Source organism: Microbacterium sp. SSM24, from assembly GCF_025989145.1.
Classification (GTDB): Bacteria; Actinomycetota; Actinomycetes; order Actinomycetales; family Microbacteriaceae; genus Microbacterium.
Genome location: NZ_JAPDNQ010000002.1, coordinates 225,202 through 240,881 on the forward strand (window position 1 = coordinate 225,202; position 15,680 = coordinate 240,881).

General features: G+C 69.4%; 13 protein-coding genes. 9 read left to right on the forward strand and 4 right to left on the reverse strand.

Annotation, left to right across the window (positions count from 1 at the left end; all coding sequences use genetic code 11):
• Positions 1-4 precede the first annotated feature (4 nt).
• From cobA to nirB, 3 genes are read right to left on the reverse strand one after another with little or no spacing between them, the layout of a single operon-like run.
• Entirely contained in the window at positions 5-760 is a 756-nt protein-coding gene (gene cobA / locus OL358_RS12990) for a uroporphyrinogen-III C-methyltransferase (protein WP_264710491.1), read from the reverse strand.
• Positions 757-1,140, reverse strand: a complete 384-nt coding sequence (nirD, locus tag OL358_RS12995) for a nitrite reductase small subunit NirD (protein WP_264710492.1) — start codon at positions 1,138-1,140, stop codon at positions 757-759. Before nirD ends, cobA begins: the two co-directional genes overlap by 4 nt.
• Complete coding sequence (gene nirB, locus OL358_RS13000; protein ID WP_264710493.1) at positions 1,137-3,716, reverse strand: nitrite reductase large subunit NirB; 2,580 nt, start codon at positions 3,714-3,716, stop codon at positions 1,137-1,139. Before nirB ends, nirD begins: the two co-directional genes overlap by 4 nt.
• Before the next feature lie 265 nt (positions 3,717-3,981).
• On the opposite strand from nirB, the gene OL358_RS13005 reads away from it, so the two are divergent.
• The 4 genes from OL358_RS13005 (at position 3,982) to treZ (ending at position 11,762) form a co-directional block, all read left to right on the forward strand.
• Positions 3,982-5,391: an aminotransferase class V-fold PLP-dependent enzyme gene (locus tag OL358_RS13005; protein WP_264710494.1), complete on the forward strand. Its 1,410-nt coding sequence runs from the start codon at positions 3,982-3,984 to the stop codon at positions 5,389-5,391.
• Between the two features lie 78 nt (positions 5,392-5,469).
• Positions 5,470-7,683 carry a glycogen debranching protein GlgX gene (gene glgX, locus OL358_RS13010; RefSeq protein ID WP_264710495.1) on the forward strand — a complete coding sequence of 738 codons (2,214 nt, stop codon included), beginning with the start codon at positions 5,470-5,472 and terminating at the stop codon, positions 7,681-7,683.
• 9 nt (positions 7,684-7,692) lie between these two features.
• On the forward strand, positions 7,693-10,035 hold the full coding sequence (treY, locus tag OL358_RS13015) for a malto-oligosyltrehalose synthase (RefSeq protein ID WP_264710496.1): 2,343 nt from the start codon (positions 7,693-7,695) through the stop codon (positions 10,033-10,035).
• The gene (treZ, locus tag OL358_RS13020; RefSeq protein WP_264710497.1) at positions 10,032-11,762 is read left to right on the forward strand and encodes a malto-oligosyltrehalose trehalohydrolase; all 1,731 of its coding nucleotides are present in this window, start codon (positions 10,032-10,034) and stop codon (positions 11,760-11,762) included. The genes treY and treZ overlap by 4 nt, the downstream gene beginning before the upstream one ends.
• 1 nt (position 11,763) lies before the next feature.
• Here treZ and map read toward each other — a convergent pair whose 3' ends face one another.
• Positions 11,764-12,546, reverse strand: a complete 783-nt coding sequence (map, locus tag OL358_RS13025; protein ID WP_264710498.1) for a type I methionyl aminopeptidase — start codon at positions 12,544-12,546, stop codon at positions 11,764-11,766.
• 117 nt (positions 12,547-12,663) lie between these two features.
• On the opposite strand from map, the gene OL358_RS13030 reads away from it, so the two are divergent.
• The 5 genes from OL358_RS13030 to OL358_RS13050 all read left to right on the forward strand — a co-directional run bounded on the left by OL358_RS13030 (position 12,664) and on the right by OL358_RS13050 (position 15,676).
• Complete coding sequence (locus OL358_RS13030) at positions 12,664-13,167, forward strand: MFS transporter permease (RefSeq protein WP_264710499.1); 504 nt, start codon at positions 12,664-12,666, stop codon at positions 13,165-13,167.
• Between the two features lie 170 nt (positions 13,168-13,337).
• Positions 13,338-13,685, forward strand: coding sequence for a 50S ribosomal protein L19 (gene rplS, locus OL358_RS13035; RefSeq protein ID WP_056120652.1), 348 nt, complete (start codon positions 13,338-13,340; stop codon positions 13,683-13,685).
• Positions 13,686-13,847: 162 nt separating this feature from the next.
• Positions 13,848-14,630 carry a signal peptidase I gene (lepB, locus tag OL358_RS13040; RefSeq protein ID WP_264710500.1) on the forward strand — a complete coding sequence of 261 codons (783 nt, stop codon included), beginning with the start codon at positions 13,848-13,850 and terminating at the stop codon, positions 14,628-14,630.
• A complete protein-coding gene (locus OL358_RS13045) occupies positions 14,627-15,286 on the forward strand; it encodes a ribonuclease HII (protein WP_264710501.1) in 660 nt (219 codons plus the stop codon). The genes lepB and OL358_RS13045 overlap by 4 nt, the downstream gene beginning before the upstream one ends.
• A 66-nt stretch (positions 15,287-15,352) precedes the next feature.
• Positions 15,353-15,676, forward strand: a complete 324-nt coding sequence (locus tag OL358_RS13050; RefSeq protein WP_056120641.1) for a DUF2469 family protein — start codon at positions 15,353-15,355, stop codon at positions 15,674-15,676.
• Positions 15,677-15,680: the final 4 nt, after the last annotated feature.

Consider the following 15,680-nt stretch of genomic DNA (forward strand, 5'->3'; position numbering starts at 1 on the left):
GGTTTCAGCCGCCGAGCCCGGAGTTCGCCGCGAGCAGGTCGGGGACGAGCAGGCCGGCGCGCGCGACCTCGCCGACCACGATGACCGCTGGGTTGCGCACACCGATGCGCCCGGCATCGAGCACGATCGCCCCGAGCGTGCTGCGGGTCGTTCGCTGGTCGGCGTGGTGGCCGCGCTCGACGACCGCCACCGGACGATCGGGTGAGACCCCCGCGCGGAGGGCGTCCGCGACCAGCCGCGGAAGCGCCCCGACGCCCATGAGGATCACCGTCGTGACGGTGTCTTCGCCGAGTGCGGCGAGCGTCGCCCCGGTGATCTCGGACTGGCCGTTGACGATGTGAACGGCGGACGCGATGCCGCGATGGGTGACCGGGATGCCTGCCGCCTCGGGCACCGCGACGGCGCTCGTGACGCCGGGGACGACCGAGACCGGAACACCGGCGGCCAGACAGGCGATCACTTCCTCGCCACCTCGGCCGAAGACGAACGGGTCGCCGCCCTTCAGTCGCACGACGTGCTTGCCGGCGCGTGCGCGGTCGACGAGGAGCGCGTTGATCTCCTCCTGCGGGACCGGGTGGTGGCCAGGGAGCTTGCCGACGTCGACGACCTCCACGTCGGGCGCCAGATGCCGGCGGAGGTCGGTGGGGCCGAGCCGGTCCATCACGACGACGTCGGCCTGCAGGAGCAGGCGCCAGGCGCGCACCGTCATCAGATCGATCGGCCCGGGACCGCCGCCCACCAGGTCCACCCGGCCGTTCACGACTGCGCCTCCCAGCGCACGAGCACCTGGTCGTCGCTGATCGTGACGGGCCACACGTGGAGGGCGACGGGGTCCTTGCCCTGCGCGTCGAGGCACGCACCGGTGCGCAGATCGAAGACCTGCTTGTACATGGGGGATGCCACGGTGGGAGCATCCTGTCGTGTGCCGACGATGCCGCGCGAGATCACGTGCGCGCGGCTGTACGGATCGAAGTTCGACACCGCATGCACGCGGCCGCTGTGGAGCAGGAAGAGGGCGATCTGCGTTCCCCCGAGCAGCGCAGCCCGGCCCCGCTCGACTTCCAGGTCGTCCAGCGCGCAGATGCGCACCCACCCGTCCGGGGCGGCTGTCGTCGTGGTCTGCGGGTCGACGAGGGTCATCGGCGCACCTCCAGGATCGTTCCGGCGATGAGGACGCCGCCGCTCTCGCGCTCGGCGTCCGTGGCTGGGCGCGCCTGCCCGCGTTCGGCGGTGTACGCGAGAGACGGGTCGGGCGTGGTCGGTGCGTTCACGAACGATGCGAAGCGACGCAGCTTCTCGGGGTCGTCGAGCGTCGCCCGCCATTCGTCCTCGTACGAGCCGATGTGCGCCGTCATCGCGGCATCCAGGTCGGCGCAGATGCCGAGGCTGTCATCGAAGATCACCGACCGGAGGCCGTCGATCCCGCCCTCGAGCTCCTCGAACCACGGCGCCGTGCGCTGGAGGCGGTCGGCGGTGAAGATGTAGTACATCAGGAAGCGGTCGATCGCCGTGAGCAGTGCCGCGTCGTCGAGCCCCTCCGCGAGAAGCACGGCGTGCCGGGGAGTGAAGCCGCCGTTCCCGCCGACGTACATGTTCCAGCCGGCCTCCGTGGCGATGACGCCCACGTCTTTCCCGCGAGCCTCGGCGCACTCGCGCGCGCACCCCGAGACGCCGAGCTTGAGCTTGTGCGGGGATCGCAGCCCGCGGTAGCGCAGCTCGAGCTGCACCGCCATCCCGACGGAGTCCTGCACGCCGTAGCGGCACCACGTCGAGCCGACGCAGGACTTCACCGTGCGCAGCGACTTGCCGTACGCGTGACCCGATTCGAAGCCGGCGTCCACGAGCCGCTTCCACACGTCGGGGAGCTGCTCCAGTCGTGCCCCGAACAGGTCGATGCGCTGGCCGCCGGTGATCTTCGTGTAGAGCCCGAAGTCCCGCGCCACCTCGCCGATGACGACGAGGCCGTCGGGGGTGATCTCACCCCCGGGGATCCGGGGCACCACCGAGTAGCTGCCGTCCTTCTGCAGGTTCGCCATCACGTGATCGTTGGTGTCCTGCAGTGCGGCGTTCTCGCCGTCGAGGACGTGGCGCCCGACGAGGGTCGACAGGATGCTGGCGAGCGCGGGCTTGCAGATGTCGCACCCGCGGCCCGTGCCGAATCGGTCGATCACGGCGCTGAACGTCGTGAGTCCCGACACCCGCACGGCGTCGAAGAGCTGGCGGCGCGAGAGCGCGAAGTGCTCGCACAGCGCGGAGCTGAGCGCGGCGCCCGACTTCGCGAGCTCGGTCCCGACGATCTTCTTGACCATCATCACGCACGAGCCGCACGCCGCACCGGCTTTCGTGCACGACTTCACCGCGGCGACATCCGCGCAGCCCTCCTCGTGCACCGCGTGACGGATCGTGCCGGCCGTGACGCTGTTGCACGAGCAGACGAGCGCGTCGTCGGGCAGGTCGCCGCCGGGCGCCGCGACCCCGCCCTCGGGCATCAGGTAGGCGGCCGGATCGCCGCCCAGGGCGCCGCCGACGAGCGGACGCAGCGACCCGTACGCCGACGCATCGCCCACGAGGATGCCGCCGAGCAGCGTCTTCGCGTCGTCGGAGAGCACGAGCTTCTTGTAGACGCCGGCGACGGGGTCGGCGTAGACGACATCCAGCGCGCCCGGCGTCTGCGCGAAGGCGTCGCCGAAGCTCGCGACGTCGACGCCCGAGAGCTTGAGCTTGGTGGACAGGTCGTAGCCGGGGAAGGATGCGTCGCCGCCGAGGAGTCTCGTCGCCGCGACCTCCGCCATCGCGTAACCCGGTGCGACCAGCCCGACGCACATGCCGTCGAAGTTGGCCACCTCGCCGATCGCCAGGATCCGCGGATCCGAGGTGCGGCATCCGTCGTCGATGAGGATGCCGCCGCGTTCATGCACCGCGAGGTCCGCGCTGCGTGCCAGCTCATCGCGCGGCCGGACTCCCACGGTGAACACGACGACGTCGGTGCGTTCGTAGCCGCCGTCGCGGAACTCGAGTCCCGTCACGCTTCCGCTGCGATCCGCGTCGAGGCGCGTCGTGACCGCGCCCGTCTTCACCGCGATGCCGCGCGACTGGATCAGTCTGCGCAGCGCATCGCCCGCGGGGAGATCGAGCTGAGCCGACATCAGGCGGTCGGAGGACTGCACCACGGTGCACCGGACGTCGAGTCCCTGCAGCGCTCCGGCGGCTTCGAGGCCGAGGAGCCCGCCGCCGATGACGGTGCCGGTCAGCGGACGACCGAGCTCGCGCGAGCGGCGCTCCACGAACGCCCGGAGGTTCTCGACGTCGTCGAGGGTGCGATAGACGAAGCATCCGTCCCACCCGAAGCCGTCGACGGCGAGGCGCGCCGCGTACGAGCCCGTCGCGAGCACGAGGTGGTCGTAGGCGACGCTGAGACCGCGCTTGGTCGTCACGCGCCGGGCAGAGCGATCGATGCGCGCCACCGGGTCGCCACGGACGAATCGGACGCGGTCGTCCTCGAGGACGCTCCGATCGAGCGTGAGGTCGTCGGGGGTCGACCCGCCGAAGAACGAGGTGAGACCGACACGGTCGTACGGATGCCGGTCCTCTTCGCCGATCACGGTGATGCGCCAAGGTCCCTTGGCGCGCGCCAGGAGACTCTCCGCGAATCGGTGGGCCACCATGCCCGCGCCCACGACCACGACGTGCGTCGTGACGGGCGCGGTGGAGCTCATGGCGTCACGGTACGCGGGCGATGTTGCGGGGGAGTCAGCGCCATGTTTCGGGCTGTCGACGGGGTCGCGATGAGTCATGGGTTCTCCTCACGGGCGGACATCTCGATGACGCCGACGGTACGAGGGCGGTGTTTCACCGCCGATCGCGCGCGGTTTCCCCGAGCGAACGTCTTCCTCACAGGCGGCGGGTCCGTGATGTGAGACGAGGTGGTCGAGCAGAGCGAGTGCTCTTGCCGAGATCGCGGAAGAGGAGGATTCTCGCTGCATGGGGACCCTCGCTTCGCGCGAGCTCGAGCTGATCCGCTCCCAGTTCGCGTTCGGCCTTCGAGAGCGCATCGTCACGAACAATGCCGCCAGCACCCAGCCTCCCCTCGCGGTCTGGGAACTGCTGCGCGACCTGTCGGAGACGTATGAGAACGTCCACCGGGGCCAGTCGGATGCTTCGATCACCACCACCGCGGCGTTCGAGGCATCCTTCGACACGATCGCCGCGTGGATCAATGCGCCCTCGCGACTCACGCTCTCGATGCACCGCAGCACGACGGAGGCGATCAACGCCGCCATGTACTCGCTGATGGCCGACTTCCGCGACGGCGACAATGTCGTCACCACACTTCTCGAGCACAATTCGAACTATGTGCCCTGGCACGCCATGTGCCGCGAGATCCTGCCGCGCTTCGGAAGGCACGTCGAGCTCCGCCTCGCACGCTTCGACCGGGAGAGCGGCGAGCTCGACCTCGACCACCTGGCGTCGCTCGTCGACGCGCGCACCAAACTCGTGTGCTGCTCGGGCGGGTCGAACTTCCTCGGCACGAAGCCGCCGCTGGACCGCGTGCGCGCGATCGCGGATGCCGGCGCCTATGCGCAGCCCGACGGGCGCCGGGGCGCGCTCCTCCTCGTCGATGCCGCACAGCTGTTCGCGAGCACGCGGCTGGACGTCCAGGCGATGGATGCCGACTTCGTCGCGTTCTCGTTCCACAAGCTCCTGGCACCCTTCGGCGTCGGAGTGCTGTACGCCAAGGAGGTGCTGCGGGAGACGCTGCCCCCGTTCCTCTACGGCGGTGACATGATCGCGGACGGCCGTGTGTTTCCCGATCGGGTCGAGTACAACGAGCTGCCCTGGAAGTTCTCGGCAGGCACCCCCAACATCCTGGGCGTGATCGCATCCGCGCAGACCCTGCGCCTCATCGTGGACCTCGTGGGCGCGGACCCCGTGCGCGCCTGGTTCCGCACCGACGACCCGCTCGACCCTGCAGCCGTCGACGCTGCGATGAGGACGGTCGCCGGGCATGCGGCATCCCTGACCCAGCGCGCGATGGACGGGCTCTGCGCGATCGACGGCCTCCACGTGTACGGGGTGCCGCGAGGGAGCGAGCGCACGCCGCTCGTCGCCTTCAACGTCGAAGGCCACTCGCCGTTCGACCTCGCCCGCGCCCTGAACGCGCAGGGTGTCGAGTCGCGCGCCGGATGCCACTGCGCGACGCTGGCGCACCGTGACCTCGAGCTCGATCCTGCGGCGAGCTGCCGCGTCAGCTTCACCGTCTACAACTCACCGGACGACGTCGACCGCGTGATCTCGGCCGTCCGCCGTGCCGTGGACGACCCCGGTCGATTCGCTTCGATGCCGGCGCCGGTCGCGGGCGCGGCTGCCGCGACCGTGACATCGAGGGGGTGAGTGTCCGGCCGCGTCAAGCCCCGCATCCCCGACTCGTGGCGCCGCTATCGTGAAGGCGCCCGACGACTTGGAGGTCGCATGCAGATCTGGCCCGGTTCCCCGTACCCTCTCGGTGCGACGTTCGACGGCAGCGGAACGAACTTCGCGATCTTCTCCGAGGGCGCCGAGAGCGTCGAGCTCTGTCTGTTCGACGACGGCGGCGGCGAGACGCGTGTGCCCCTGGTCGACGTGGACGCATTCGTGCACCACGGGTACCTCCCGACCGTTCAGCCCGGTCAGCGCTACGGATTCCGCGTGCACGGCGAGTTCGATCCGGCATCGGGCAAGCGCTTCAACGCGAACAAGCTCGTGCTCGATCCCTATGCGAAAGCCGTGGACGGACAGGTGACCTGGGGGCAGCCGGTGTTCGGCTACGACTTCGGCGAGCCGGACTCCCGCAACGACGAGGACTCCGCCGCGCACCAGATGCTGGGTGTCGTCGTGAACCCGTACTTCGACTGGAGCGGTGACCGGCAGCCGAAGACGCCCTACGCCGAGAGCTTCATCTACGAGGCGCACGTGCGCGGCCTCACCCGGCTGCACCCCGCCGTGCCCGAGGAGATCCGCGGCACCTACAGCGCGATCGCCCACCCCGCGATCATCGAGCATCTGCAGAAGCTCGGCGTGACGGCGATCGAGCTCATGCCGGTGCACCAGTTCGTCGACGACGCGGTGCTCGAGGAGAAGGGCCTGTCGAACTACTGGGGCTACAACACCATCGCGTTCTTCGCGCCCCAGAACACCTATGCCTCCAGCGGCCAGCGCGGTCAGCAGGTCCAGGAGTTCAAGGCGATGGTGAAGGCGCTCCACGGCGCCGGCATCGAGGTCATCCTCGACGTCGTCTACAACCACACCGCCGAGGGCAATCACCTCGGCCCGACCCTCTCGATGCGAGGCATCGACAACGAGGCGTACTACCGGCTCGAAGACGACGACAAGCGCTATTACACCGACTACACCGGCACCGGCAACAGCCTCAACGTCGGCAACCCGCACACGCTCCAGCTCATCATGGACTCCCTGCGCTACTGGGTGCTCGAGATGCACGTCGACGGGTTCCGATTCGACCTCGCGTCGACGCTCGCCCGCGAGTTCTACGAGGTGGACCGCCTCTCCACGTTCTTCGAGCTCGTTCAGCAGGATCCGGTGGTGTCCCAGGTGAAGCTGATCGCCGAGCCGTGGGATGTCGGTCCCGGCGGCTATCAGGTGGGCAACTTCCCGCCGCAGTGGACGGAGTGGAACGGCCAGTACCGCGACACGGTCCGCGACTTCTGGCGCGGAGAGCCGCAGGCGCTCGGCGAGTTCGCGTCGAGGCTCACCGGGTCGGCCGACCTGTACGAGCACTCGGGACGCCGTCCCGTGGCATCCATCAACTTCGTCACCGCCCATGACGGCTTCACCATGCGCGACCTTGTCTCGTACAACGAGAAGCACAATGCGGCCAACGGCGAGGACAACCGCGACGGCGCCGACGACAACCGCTCGTGGAACAGCGGTGCCGAAGGGGAGACCGACGATCCCGCGATCCTCACACTGCGAGCGCGCCAGCAGCGGAACTTCATCGCGACGCTGATGCTGTCGCAGGGCGTTCCGATGCTGCTCCACGGCGACGAGCTCGGACGGACCCAGGGCGGGAACAACAACGGCTACGCGCAGGACAACGAGATCACCTGGGTCGACTGGTCCGCCGTCGACCACCCGCTCGTCGAGTTCACCGCGGCCCTCGCCCGACTCCGCCGCGAGCATCCCACCTTCCGTCGCCGGCGGTTCTTCGACGGCCGGCCCGTCCGTCGTGAGGAGGGAGCGCCGATCCCGGACATCGTGTGGGCACGCCCCGACGGCACGCAGATGCAGCCCGAGGACTGGGACTCCGGATTCGGGAGAGCGGTGGCCGTCTTCCTCAACGGAGACGGGATCCGCGAGCGCGACCGGCGCGGCGAGCCGATCTCGGACCACCACTTCATCGTCCTGTTCAACGCCGGCGACGACACGGTCGACTTCGTCATCCCCGAGGACGAGTTCAGCCCGGAATGGGATGTCGTGGTCGACACCGCGGGTGAGCACGCCAACACCGAGCCGGTGGAGCCGGGGTCGAAGCTGGCTGTCGCGGGACGTTCGCTCATGGTGCTCCGGGAGCACGAGCTGCCCGAGCCCGAGGTGGGCCACACCGTCGCCGCCTCGCTGGCGGTGACGAGCGTCGCCGGCCCCGATGAGGTGCCGGGAGCCGCGCCCCGAGCAGAGCTGCGCCGGTAGGCGATCGCGGTGCCCGCTCTGCGTCCGGCGTCGACCTACCGCTTGCAGATCCGCCCTGCCTTCACGCTCGACGATGCCGCCGCGCTGGCCGACTACCTCGCCGCGCTCGGCGTGGACTGGGTCTATCTGTCCCCGGTCCTCACGGCGTCGGAGGGCTCGGACCACGGCTACGACGTCGTCGATCCCACCGCGGTCGATCCCGCCAGGGGCGGGCGCGAGGGGTTCGAACGCGCGGTGCGCGCGTGCCGCGCAGCCGGGCTGGGCGTGATGGTCGACATCGTCCCGAACCATCTCGGCGTAGCCCGGCCGCACGAGAATCCGTGGTGGTGGGACGTGCTGCGCCACGGCCGCGCGTCCGAGCACGCGGCCGCCTTCGACATCGACTGGGAATTCGGCGGCGGCAAGGTACGCATCCCGGTCTTGGGCGAGGAGCTCGCGGATGCTGCGGCCGACGGGTCTCTCCGGGTGGAAGGAGACGAGCTGCGCTACCACGAGCACCGCTTCCCGCTCGCACCCGGGTCGGCCGGCGACGGCGCGGGCGCGCTCACCGTGCACGACCGTCAGCACTACGAGCTGATGCTCTGGCGCCGCGAGACGACCGACCTGAACTACCGTCGCTTCTTCGGCGTGTCGAGCCTCGCGGCCGTGCGGGTCGAGGATCCGGACGTGTTCTCGCGCACCCACGCCGAGATCGGCCGGTGGTTCGCCGAAGGGCTCGTCGACGGGCTGCGGGTCGATCACCCCGACGGGCTGCGCGCGCCCGTCGACTACCTCGCTCAGCTCGACGAGCTCACCGGCGGTGCGTACGTCCTCGTCGAGAAGATCCTCGAGCACGGGGAGCGACTGCCGCAGTTCTTCGCCGCCGACGGGACGACCGGCTACGACGCGCTCGCCGAGATCGATCGCGTCCTCATCGATCCCGCGGGTGAGGAGGAGCTCGACCGACTCGACGCTCGACTGCGCCGCGAGACCGGACGCGCCGATTCCGCGCCGTGGGTCGACGTGATCGCCGGCACCAAACGGGCTGTCGCCGACGGCATCCTGCGCTCGGAGGTCCGTCGTCTCGCACGCGATCTCGGAGCGGCCGACGACGACCGCGTGGAGGACGCGATCGCTGAGCTTCTCGCGCGGTTCCCGGTGTACCGGTCGTACCTGCCGGCGGGGCGCGAGCACCTCGACGTCGCCGCCGATTCCGCGCGCCGCCGTCGACCCGAGCTCGCCGAGACGATCGACCGCGTGCTCCCGGCTCTGGGCGATCCGCAGCATCCGGCCGCACGGCGGTTCCAGCAGACGAGCGGGATGGTGATGGCCAAGGGTGTCGAGGACACCGCGTTCTACCGGTCGACCCGGCTCGGCACCCTGACCGAGGTCGGCGCGGATCCGTCGCAGTTCGCCCTCACCGTCGACGAGTTCCACACCGCCCAGGCGCTGCGACTCGCGATGTGGCCGCATAGCATGACGACGCTGTCGACCCACGACACGAAGCGCGGCGAGGACGTGCGAGCGCGCCTGTCCGTGCTGGCGGAGATCCCCGAGCGCTGGGAGCACGTGCTGGGCGAACTGCGGGATGCCGCGACCTCCGGCGACGGCCCGTTCGACGCGCTGCTGTGGCAGGCGGTGATCGGTACGTGGCCGGTCTCTCGCGAACGCCTTCACGGGTATGCCGAGAAGGCCGCACGCGAGGCGGGCGAGTCGACCTCCTGGCTCGCGCCCGACGATGCGTTCGAGGCGCGCGTGCACGCCCTCGTCGACGCCGTGTTCGACGAGCCCGATCTCACCGCCCGCGTGGACGCGTTCGTCTCGGAGATCGTGGGTGCCGGATGGTCCAACGCGCTGTCCGCCAGGCTGCTGCAGCTCACCGGGCCGGGGGTGCCCGACGTCTACCAGGGAAGCGAGCTGTGGGAGCAGAGCCTCGTCGATCCCGACAACCGCCGCGTCGTGGACTTCGGGAAGCGCCGGCGACTTCTGGAGGCCCTGGAGAGCGACGCGCGTCCCGTCATCGACGCCTCCGGCGCGGCCAAGCTGCTCGTGACGTCGCGCGCGCTGCGCCTGCGGCGTGACCGCCCCGACCTGTTCACCCGCTATACGCCGGCGACGGTCGTCGGTCCGGCCTCTGCGCACGTGATCGCCGTGGATCGCGGCGGTGCGATCGCGATCGCGACGCGGCTGCCCGTGGCGCTCGCCCGCCGGGGCGCGGCATCCGGTTCGTCCTGGGACGACACCGTGCTCCTGAGGCATGCCGGCCCGACCATCGACGTGATCACCGGCCGGCGCTTCTCCGGGGGTGCGATCCCGCTGCAGGAGCTGCTCGACCTCTATCCCGTCGCACTGCTCGTCGCGGAGGAGGAGTGAACCCGGCGGTCTGGGCTCCCCGCGCCGAGCGCGTGGCTCTGCGCGCACCCCGTCACGGCGAGGATCTGCCCATGACGCCCATCGGCGACGGCTGGTGGCGCGCTGCCGTCGCGCTCTCGGAGGGGGACGAGTACGGATTCGTCCTCGACGGCGGCGGTGCCCGACCCGATCCGCGATCACGGCGGCAGCCGCACGGAGTGCACGAGCTCAGCGCCGTGTTCGACGCGGAGGCGTACGAGTGGCGCGACGGCGCGTGGAACGGCAGGCAGCTGGCGGGCGGCGTCGTGTACGAGCTGCACATCGGCACCTTCACGCCGGAGGGAACCCTGGATGCCGCGTCGCGCCGCCTCGATCACCTCGTCGAGCTGGGCGTGGACTTCGTCGAGCTGCTGCCCGTCAATGCGTTCAACGGCACCCACAACTGGGGGTACGACGGCGTCCTGTGGTTCGCGGTGCACGAGGCGTACGGCGGTCCGTCGGCGTATCAGCGGTTCGTCGACGCATGTCACGCAGCCGGTCTCGGTGTGATCCAGGACGTCGTGTACAACCACCTCGGACCGAGCGGGAACTATCTGCCCGAGTTCGGTCCGTACCTGCGGGACGCCGAAGCGAACACGTGGGGCTCGTCGGTGGATCTCGACGAGCACGAGGTGCGCCGCTACATCCTCGACAATGCGGCGATGTGGGTGCGCGACTTCCACGTCGACGGCCTGCGCCTCGACGCGGTCCATGCGCTGCGGGACCGTCGGACGCCACACATGCTGCGCGAGCTCGCCGAGACCGTCGACGCGCTGAGCGCTCACCTCGGCCGGCCGATCACGCTCATCGCGGAGAGCGATCTCAACGACGCCGGGCTGATCACGGCCCGCGAGGCGGACGGGTTCGGGCTCACCGCGCAGTGGAGCGACGACTACCACCACGCGCTCCACGTCGCCCTGACGGGCGAGACCTCGGGCTACTACGCGGACTTCGCTCCGCTCGCGGCGCTCGTGAAGGCATCGACCCGCGGGTTCTTCCACGACGGCACGTTCTCCTCCTTCCGTGGCCGTGAGCACGGCCGGCCTATCGACCCGCGCCTGCCGGCGTGGCGTCTCGTGACGTTCTCACAGGATCACGATCAGATCGGCAATCGTGCGGCCGGCGATCGCCTTTCGCAGACTCTCGACGAGGGCCGCCTCGCCGTCGCGGCCGTGCTCACCGTGCTCTCCCCGTTCACGCCGATGCTCTTCATGGGGGAGGAGTGGGGCGCCTCCACTCCCTGGCAGTTCTTCACGTCGCATCCGGAAGCGGAGCTCGGCGAGGCGACCGCGCGGGGACGCAAGGCGGAATTCGCCCGGATGGGCTGGGACGAGGCACTCGTCCCCGACCCGCAGGATCCGGCGACGTTCGAACGCTCGAAGCTCGACTGGGCTGAGCGGGATGCCGCGCCCCACGCGCGGCTGCTGGAGCTCTATCGCCGGCTCATCGCTCTGCGACGGAGCGTCGCAGGGCTGACCGATCCGGACTTCGGTCGCATGACGGCATCCGCCGATGAGGATGAACGCTGGTTCCGACTGGGAAGGCCGGGCGCGGAGATCCTCGTCGACTTCTCCGCCGAAGCGGTGCGGATCCCCGTTCCCCCGGGGTGGGAGGTCGCGTTGGCGACGGATGCCTCGGCACGGCTCGCGGACGGGATCGCGACCCTCCCGCCGAGATCGGCGATCGTGATCGTGCCCAGCGAGGTGTGAGTCAGTCGACGCCGAGCCAGGAGCGATCGGTCAGCACGATCGGGCCGCTCGCGGTGATCGCGACGGTGTGCTCCGAGTGGGCGCCACGGGAGCCGTCGACCGATCGGAGCGTCCAGCCGTCGGGGTCGGTGACGAGCCCGTCGGTCGTCTGCAGGAACCACGGCTCCAGCGCGAGCACGAGGCCGTCGCGCAGCGGATAGCCCCGGCCGGCCTTGCCGTCGTTGGCGACATGGGGATCGCCGTGCATCTCGCGACCCACGCCGTGGCCGCCGAAGTCGGTGTTGATGGAGTAGCCGTCGGCGTGCGCGATCGCCGCGATCGCCGCCGAGATGTCGCCGATGCGGTTGCCGACCGTCGCGGCCGCGATCGCGGCATCCAGAGCGCGCTCGGTCGTGTCGATCAGGGCGAGGTCCTCGTCGCGCGCGGTGCCGACGACGAACGAGACGGCGGAGTCGGCGACCCAGCCGTCCACCGCGACGGCGAAGTCGAGCGACACGAGGTCGCCGTCGCGCAGCGTGTAGTCGAAGGGCAGCCCATGCAGCACCGCATCGTTGACCGACGTGCAGATGACCTTGCCGAACGGACTCGCCCCGAAGGACGGGTGGTAGTCGATGTAGCAGGACTCCGCCCCGGCGCGACGGATCAGGTCGTGCGCCCGCCGGTCGATCGCGAGGAGGTTCGTGCCCACCTTCGTCTCGTCGCGCAGGGTCGCCAGGGTTTCGGCGACGAATCTGCCCGCGGGCTTCATCGCCTCGATCTCGGCGGGGGTGCGCAGCTCGATCATGTGGTTCCTCTCGGGTCTCCTCCATTCTCACAGGCGGGGGAGCGCTCCGCTGTGAGGATGCCTCGTGCCGCGCCGAAGGCATGTCCCGCAGAGCGCTCGCGGGCGTAGCATCGGTGTATGTGGCTTAGGCGTGGCTTCTTCGGCTGGATGATTCCTGCCGCATTCGTCCTTCCGCTGTGGCTGTTCGTCGGCTGGATCATCGCGGGCGCGAACGGCTGGGCGTTCCTCTGGATGCTCTTCGCCGTGCCGGGTGTGTTCCTCTGGCAGCTCCTGCTGACGCTGCTGGTCCGCGCGCGAGGGACCGTCCGCGCGCACCGCGCCGTGTCGTGGTGGGATGTGCTCGGTTTCGCCGTCTGGCACGTTCTCATCATCTCGCTCGGACTCTTCAACCAGTCCTGGTGGGTGCCGGCGATGGTGGCCGCGGTGCTCGTCGGCATCGGGCTGTTCTGGCTCGAGCTCTGGCAGCTGTGGAGCGAGGCGAAGCCGTCGCGCCTGGTGATGCACACCGTCGACGGCGTGGCCTATATCCCGGCGGCACAGGACGGGCCGTCAGCGTCGGAATCGGCATCGACGCCGGAGGTCATCGTCGTAAGCGAGAAGCAGGGTCCGCAGTCGCGCTGACGCCGTTTTGGCCGGTCGCGGCATCCGTGGCAGAATGGATGTTTGTGCCCTGACCAGGTTCTGCCTCAGGGGAATCAGTCGCGCGGCTTACGGCCGGCGGCCTCGGGCACACGACTTCCTATCCCATACTTCCCGCGGTCGACCTGTGGCGGCCGCAGAGAGAAAAGATCATGCAGATCCTCGACTCCGTCGACGCAGCATCGCTGCGCTCCGACATCCCCGCCTTCGCTCCCGGTGACACCGTCAAGGTGGGCGTGAACATCACCGAAGGAAACCGCTCGCGTATCCAGGTCTTCCAGGGTGTCGTCATCGGCCGCTCGGGCGACGGCGTGCGCGAGACCTTCACGGTCCGCAAGATCAGCTTCCAGGTCGGCGTCGAGCGCACCTTCCCGGTTCACTCCCCGGTGATCGACCACATCGAGGTCGTCACCCGCGGTGACGTGCGTCGCGCGAAGCTCTACTACCTCCGCAACCTCCGTGGCAAGAAGGCCAAGATCAAGGAGAAGCGCGACCGCTGAGTCATGCTCGACGAAGCCCCGGACCTGCGTGGTCCGGGGCTTCGTCGTTCCCACGCTGACAACGTCCCCCGAAGTCCACATCCCGTCCCATCCGATGATCGCGGATGTGGGAACCTTGATGAGAGGCTCTCCGATCCGCGGTGCGCCGGTGAAGGATCGTGCATGACCACCGAGAAGACGGCTTCTGCCGAGCCGGCACCGTCGGGCGGCTCAGGGGGCGGAGCGACCGTTCACCGTCGTCGTCGCGGCTGGGTCGTCTTCCTCCGCGACGTGATCGTCATCATCCTGATCGCGGTTCTGGTGTCGTTCCTCGTCAAGACGTTCCTGGTCCGGTCCTTCTACATCCCGTCGGGCTCGATGGAGGACACCCTCCACATCGATGACCGGATTCTCGTCGACGAGATCACGCCGCGATTCGGCGGCTACGACCGGGGCGACATCGTCGTCTTCCGTGACCCGGGCGGATGGCTGCCGCCGTCGACCGACCCGGCGCGACCGCCCGTCGTCGAGGCCGTGGAGTGGGTGCTCGCCCTCGTGGGGCTCTCCGCCCCCGACAGCGACGATCACCTCGTGAAGCGCATCATCGGTCTCCCCGGCGATCACGTCGTGTGCTGCAACACGCTCGGACAGATCACGATCAACGGCGTCGCGGTGGACGAGACCGACTACATCAAGGTTCCGTCCGGGGAGTCCGCCGCTTCAGGGCCGACCTTCGACGTCACGGTTCCCGAGGAGAGCCTGTGGGTGCTCGGCGACAATCGCTACTCGTCGCGGGACTCCAGGTACAACCAGGATCAGCCCGGCGAGGGTTTCGTGCCGATCGAGAACGTCGTCGGCCGGGCGTTCCTCCTGACCTGGCCGCTGGACCGGTTCGGGATGCTCGACTTCCACCACGACGACTTCGCCGGTGTGCCGCAGCCTTCCGAGGAGGAGCCGGCGCCATGACCGTCGCGGAGCCGCGACTGACGCTCGAGCGCAGGCTCTTGAAGGAGCACGCGATCGTCATCGCGTGCGACGAAGTGGGGCGAGGTGCACTGGCCGGCCCCGTCGCGGTCGGCGCGGCGGTGATCGACGCTCCGCGATCCCGCAAGCGCATCCCGCAGGGCCTGCGCGACTCGAAGCTCGTGCCCGAGCCCAAGCGAGCGGATGTCGCCTCCCGCGCCGCATCCTGGGTGTCGGCCAGCGCGGTCGGGTGGGCGAGCTCTGCCGAGATCGACGAGATCGGCATCATGCGCGCACTCGGCCTCGCGTCGATCAGGGCTATCGCCGACCTGCGCGCCTTCGGCGTCGTGCCCGAGGAGGCCGTTGTGATCCTCGACGGCAACTACGACTACATCACCGCCGCCGGCGCGCGCGGACTTCGTGTGCGTCCCGTGATCAAGGCCGACCGTGACTGCGCGTCGGCGGCCGCGGCATCCGTCATCGCGAAGGTGGCGCGCGATGCGCTGATGACCGAGCTCCACGAGGAGCTGCCGGCTTACAACTGGGCGCGCAACAAGGGGTACGCGAGCCCCGACCATCGCGATGCGATCCGCGAATACGGCATCAGCGCGCACCATCGGGCGTCGTGGTCGATCGCCGACGCCCCCACCTTGTTCTGATGCTCTGTCCGCCATCGGCGGACGCAGGTTCGCGGCATCCTGTCGCGCCCATAGGATGGTCTCACCATGGATGACGAAGTCTTCGAGGACTACGACCGTGAGCTGGAGCTCGCCCTCTACCGCGAGTACCGCGACGTCGTTTCGCAGTTCCAGTACGTGATCGAGACCGAGCGGCGGTTCTACCTCGCGAACGAGGTCAATGTCGTGCGCCGCGACACCGAGCACGACTTCTACTTCGAGATCTCGATGTCGGACGTGTGGGTGTGGGACATCTACCGGGCCGACCGCTTCGTGAAGGCTGTGCGCGTGCTGACGTTCAAGGACGTCAACGTCGAGGAGCTTCAGCGCCGCGACTTCCATCTGCCCGAGGAGCTGTCGCTCGATACCTGAGGTC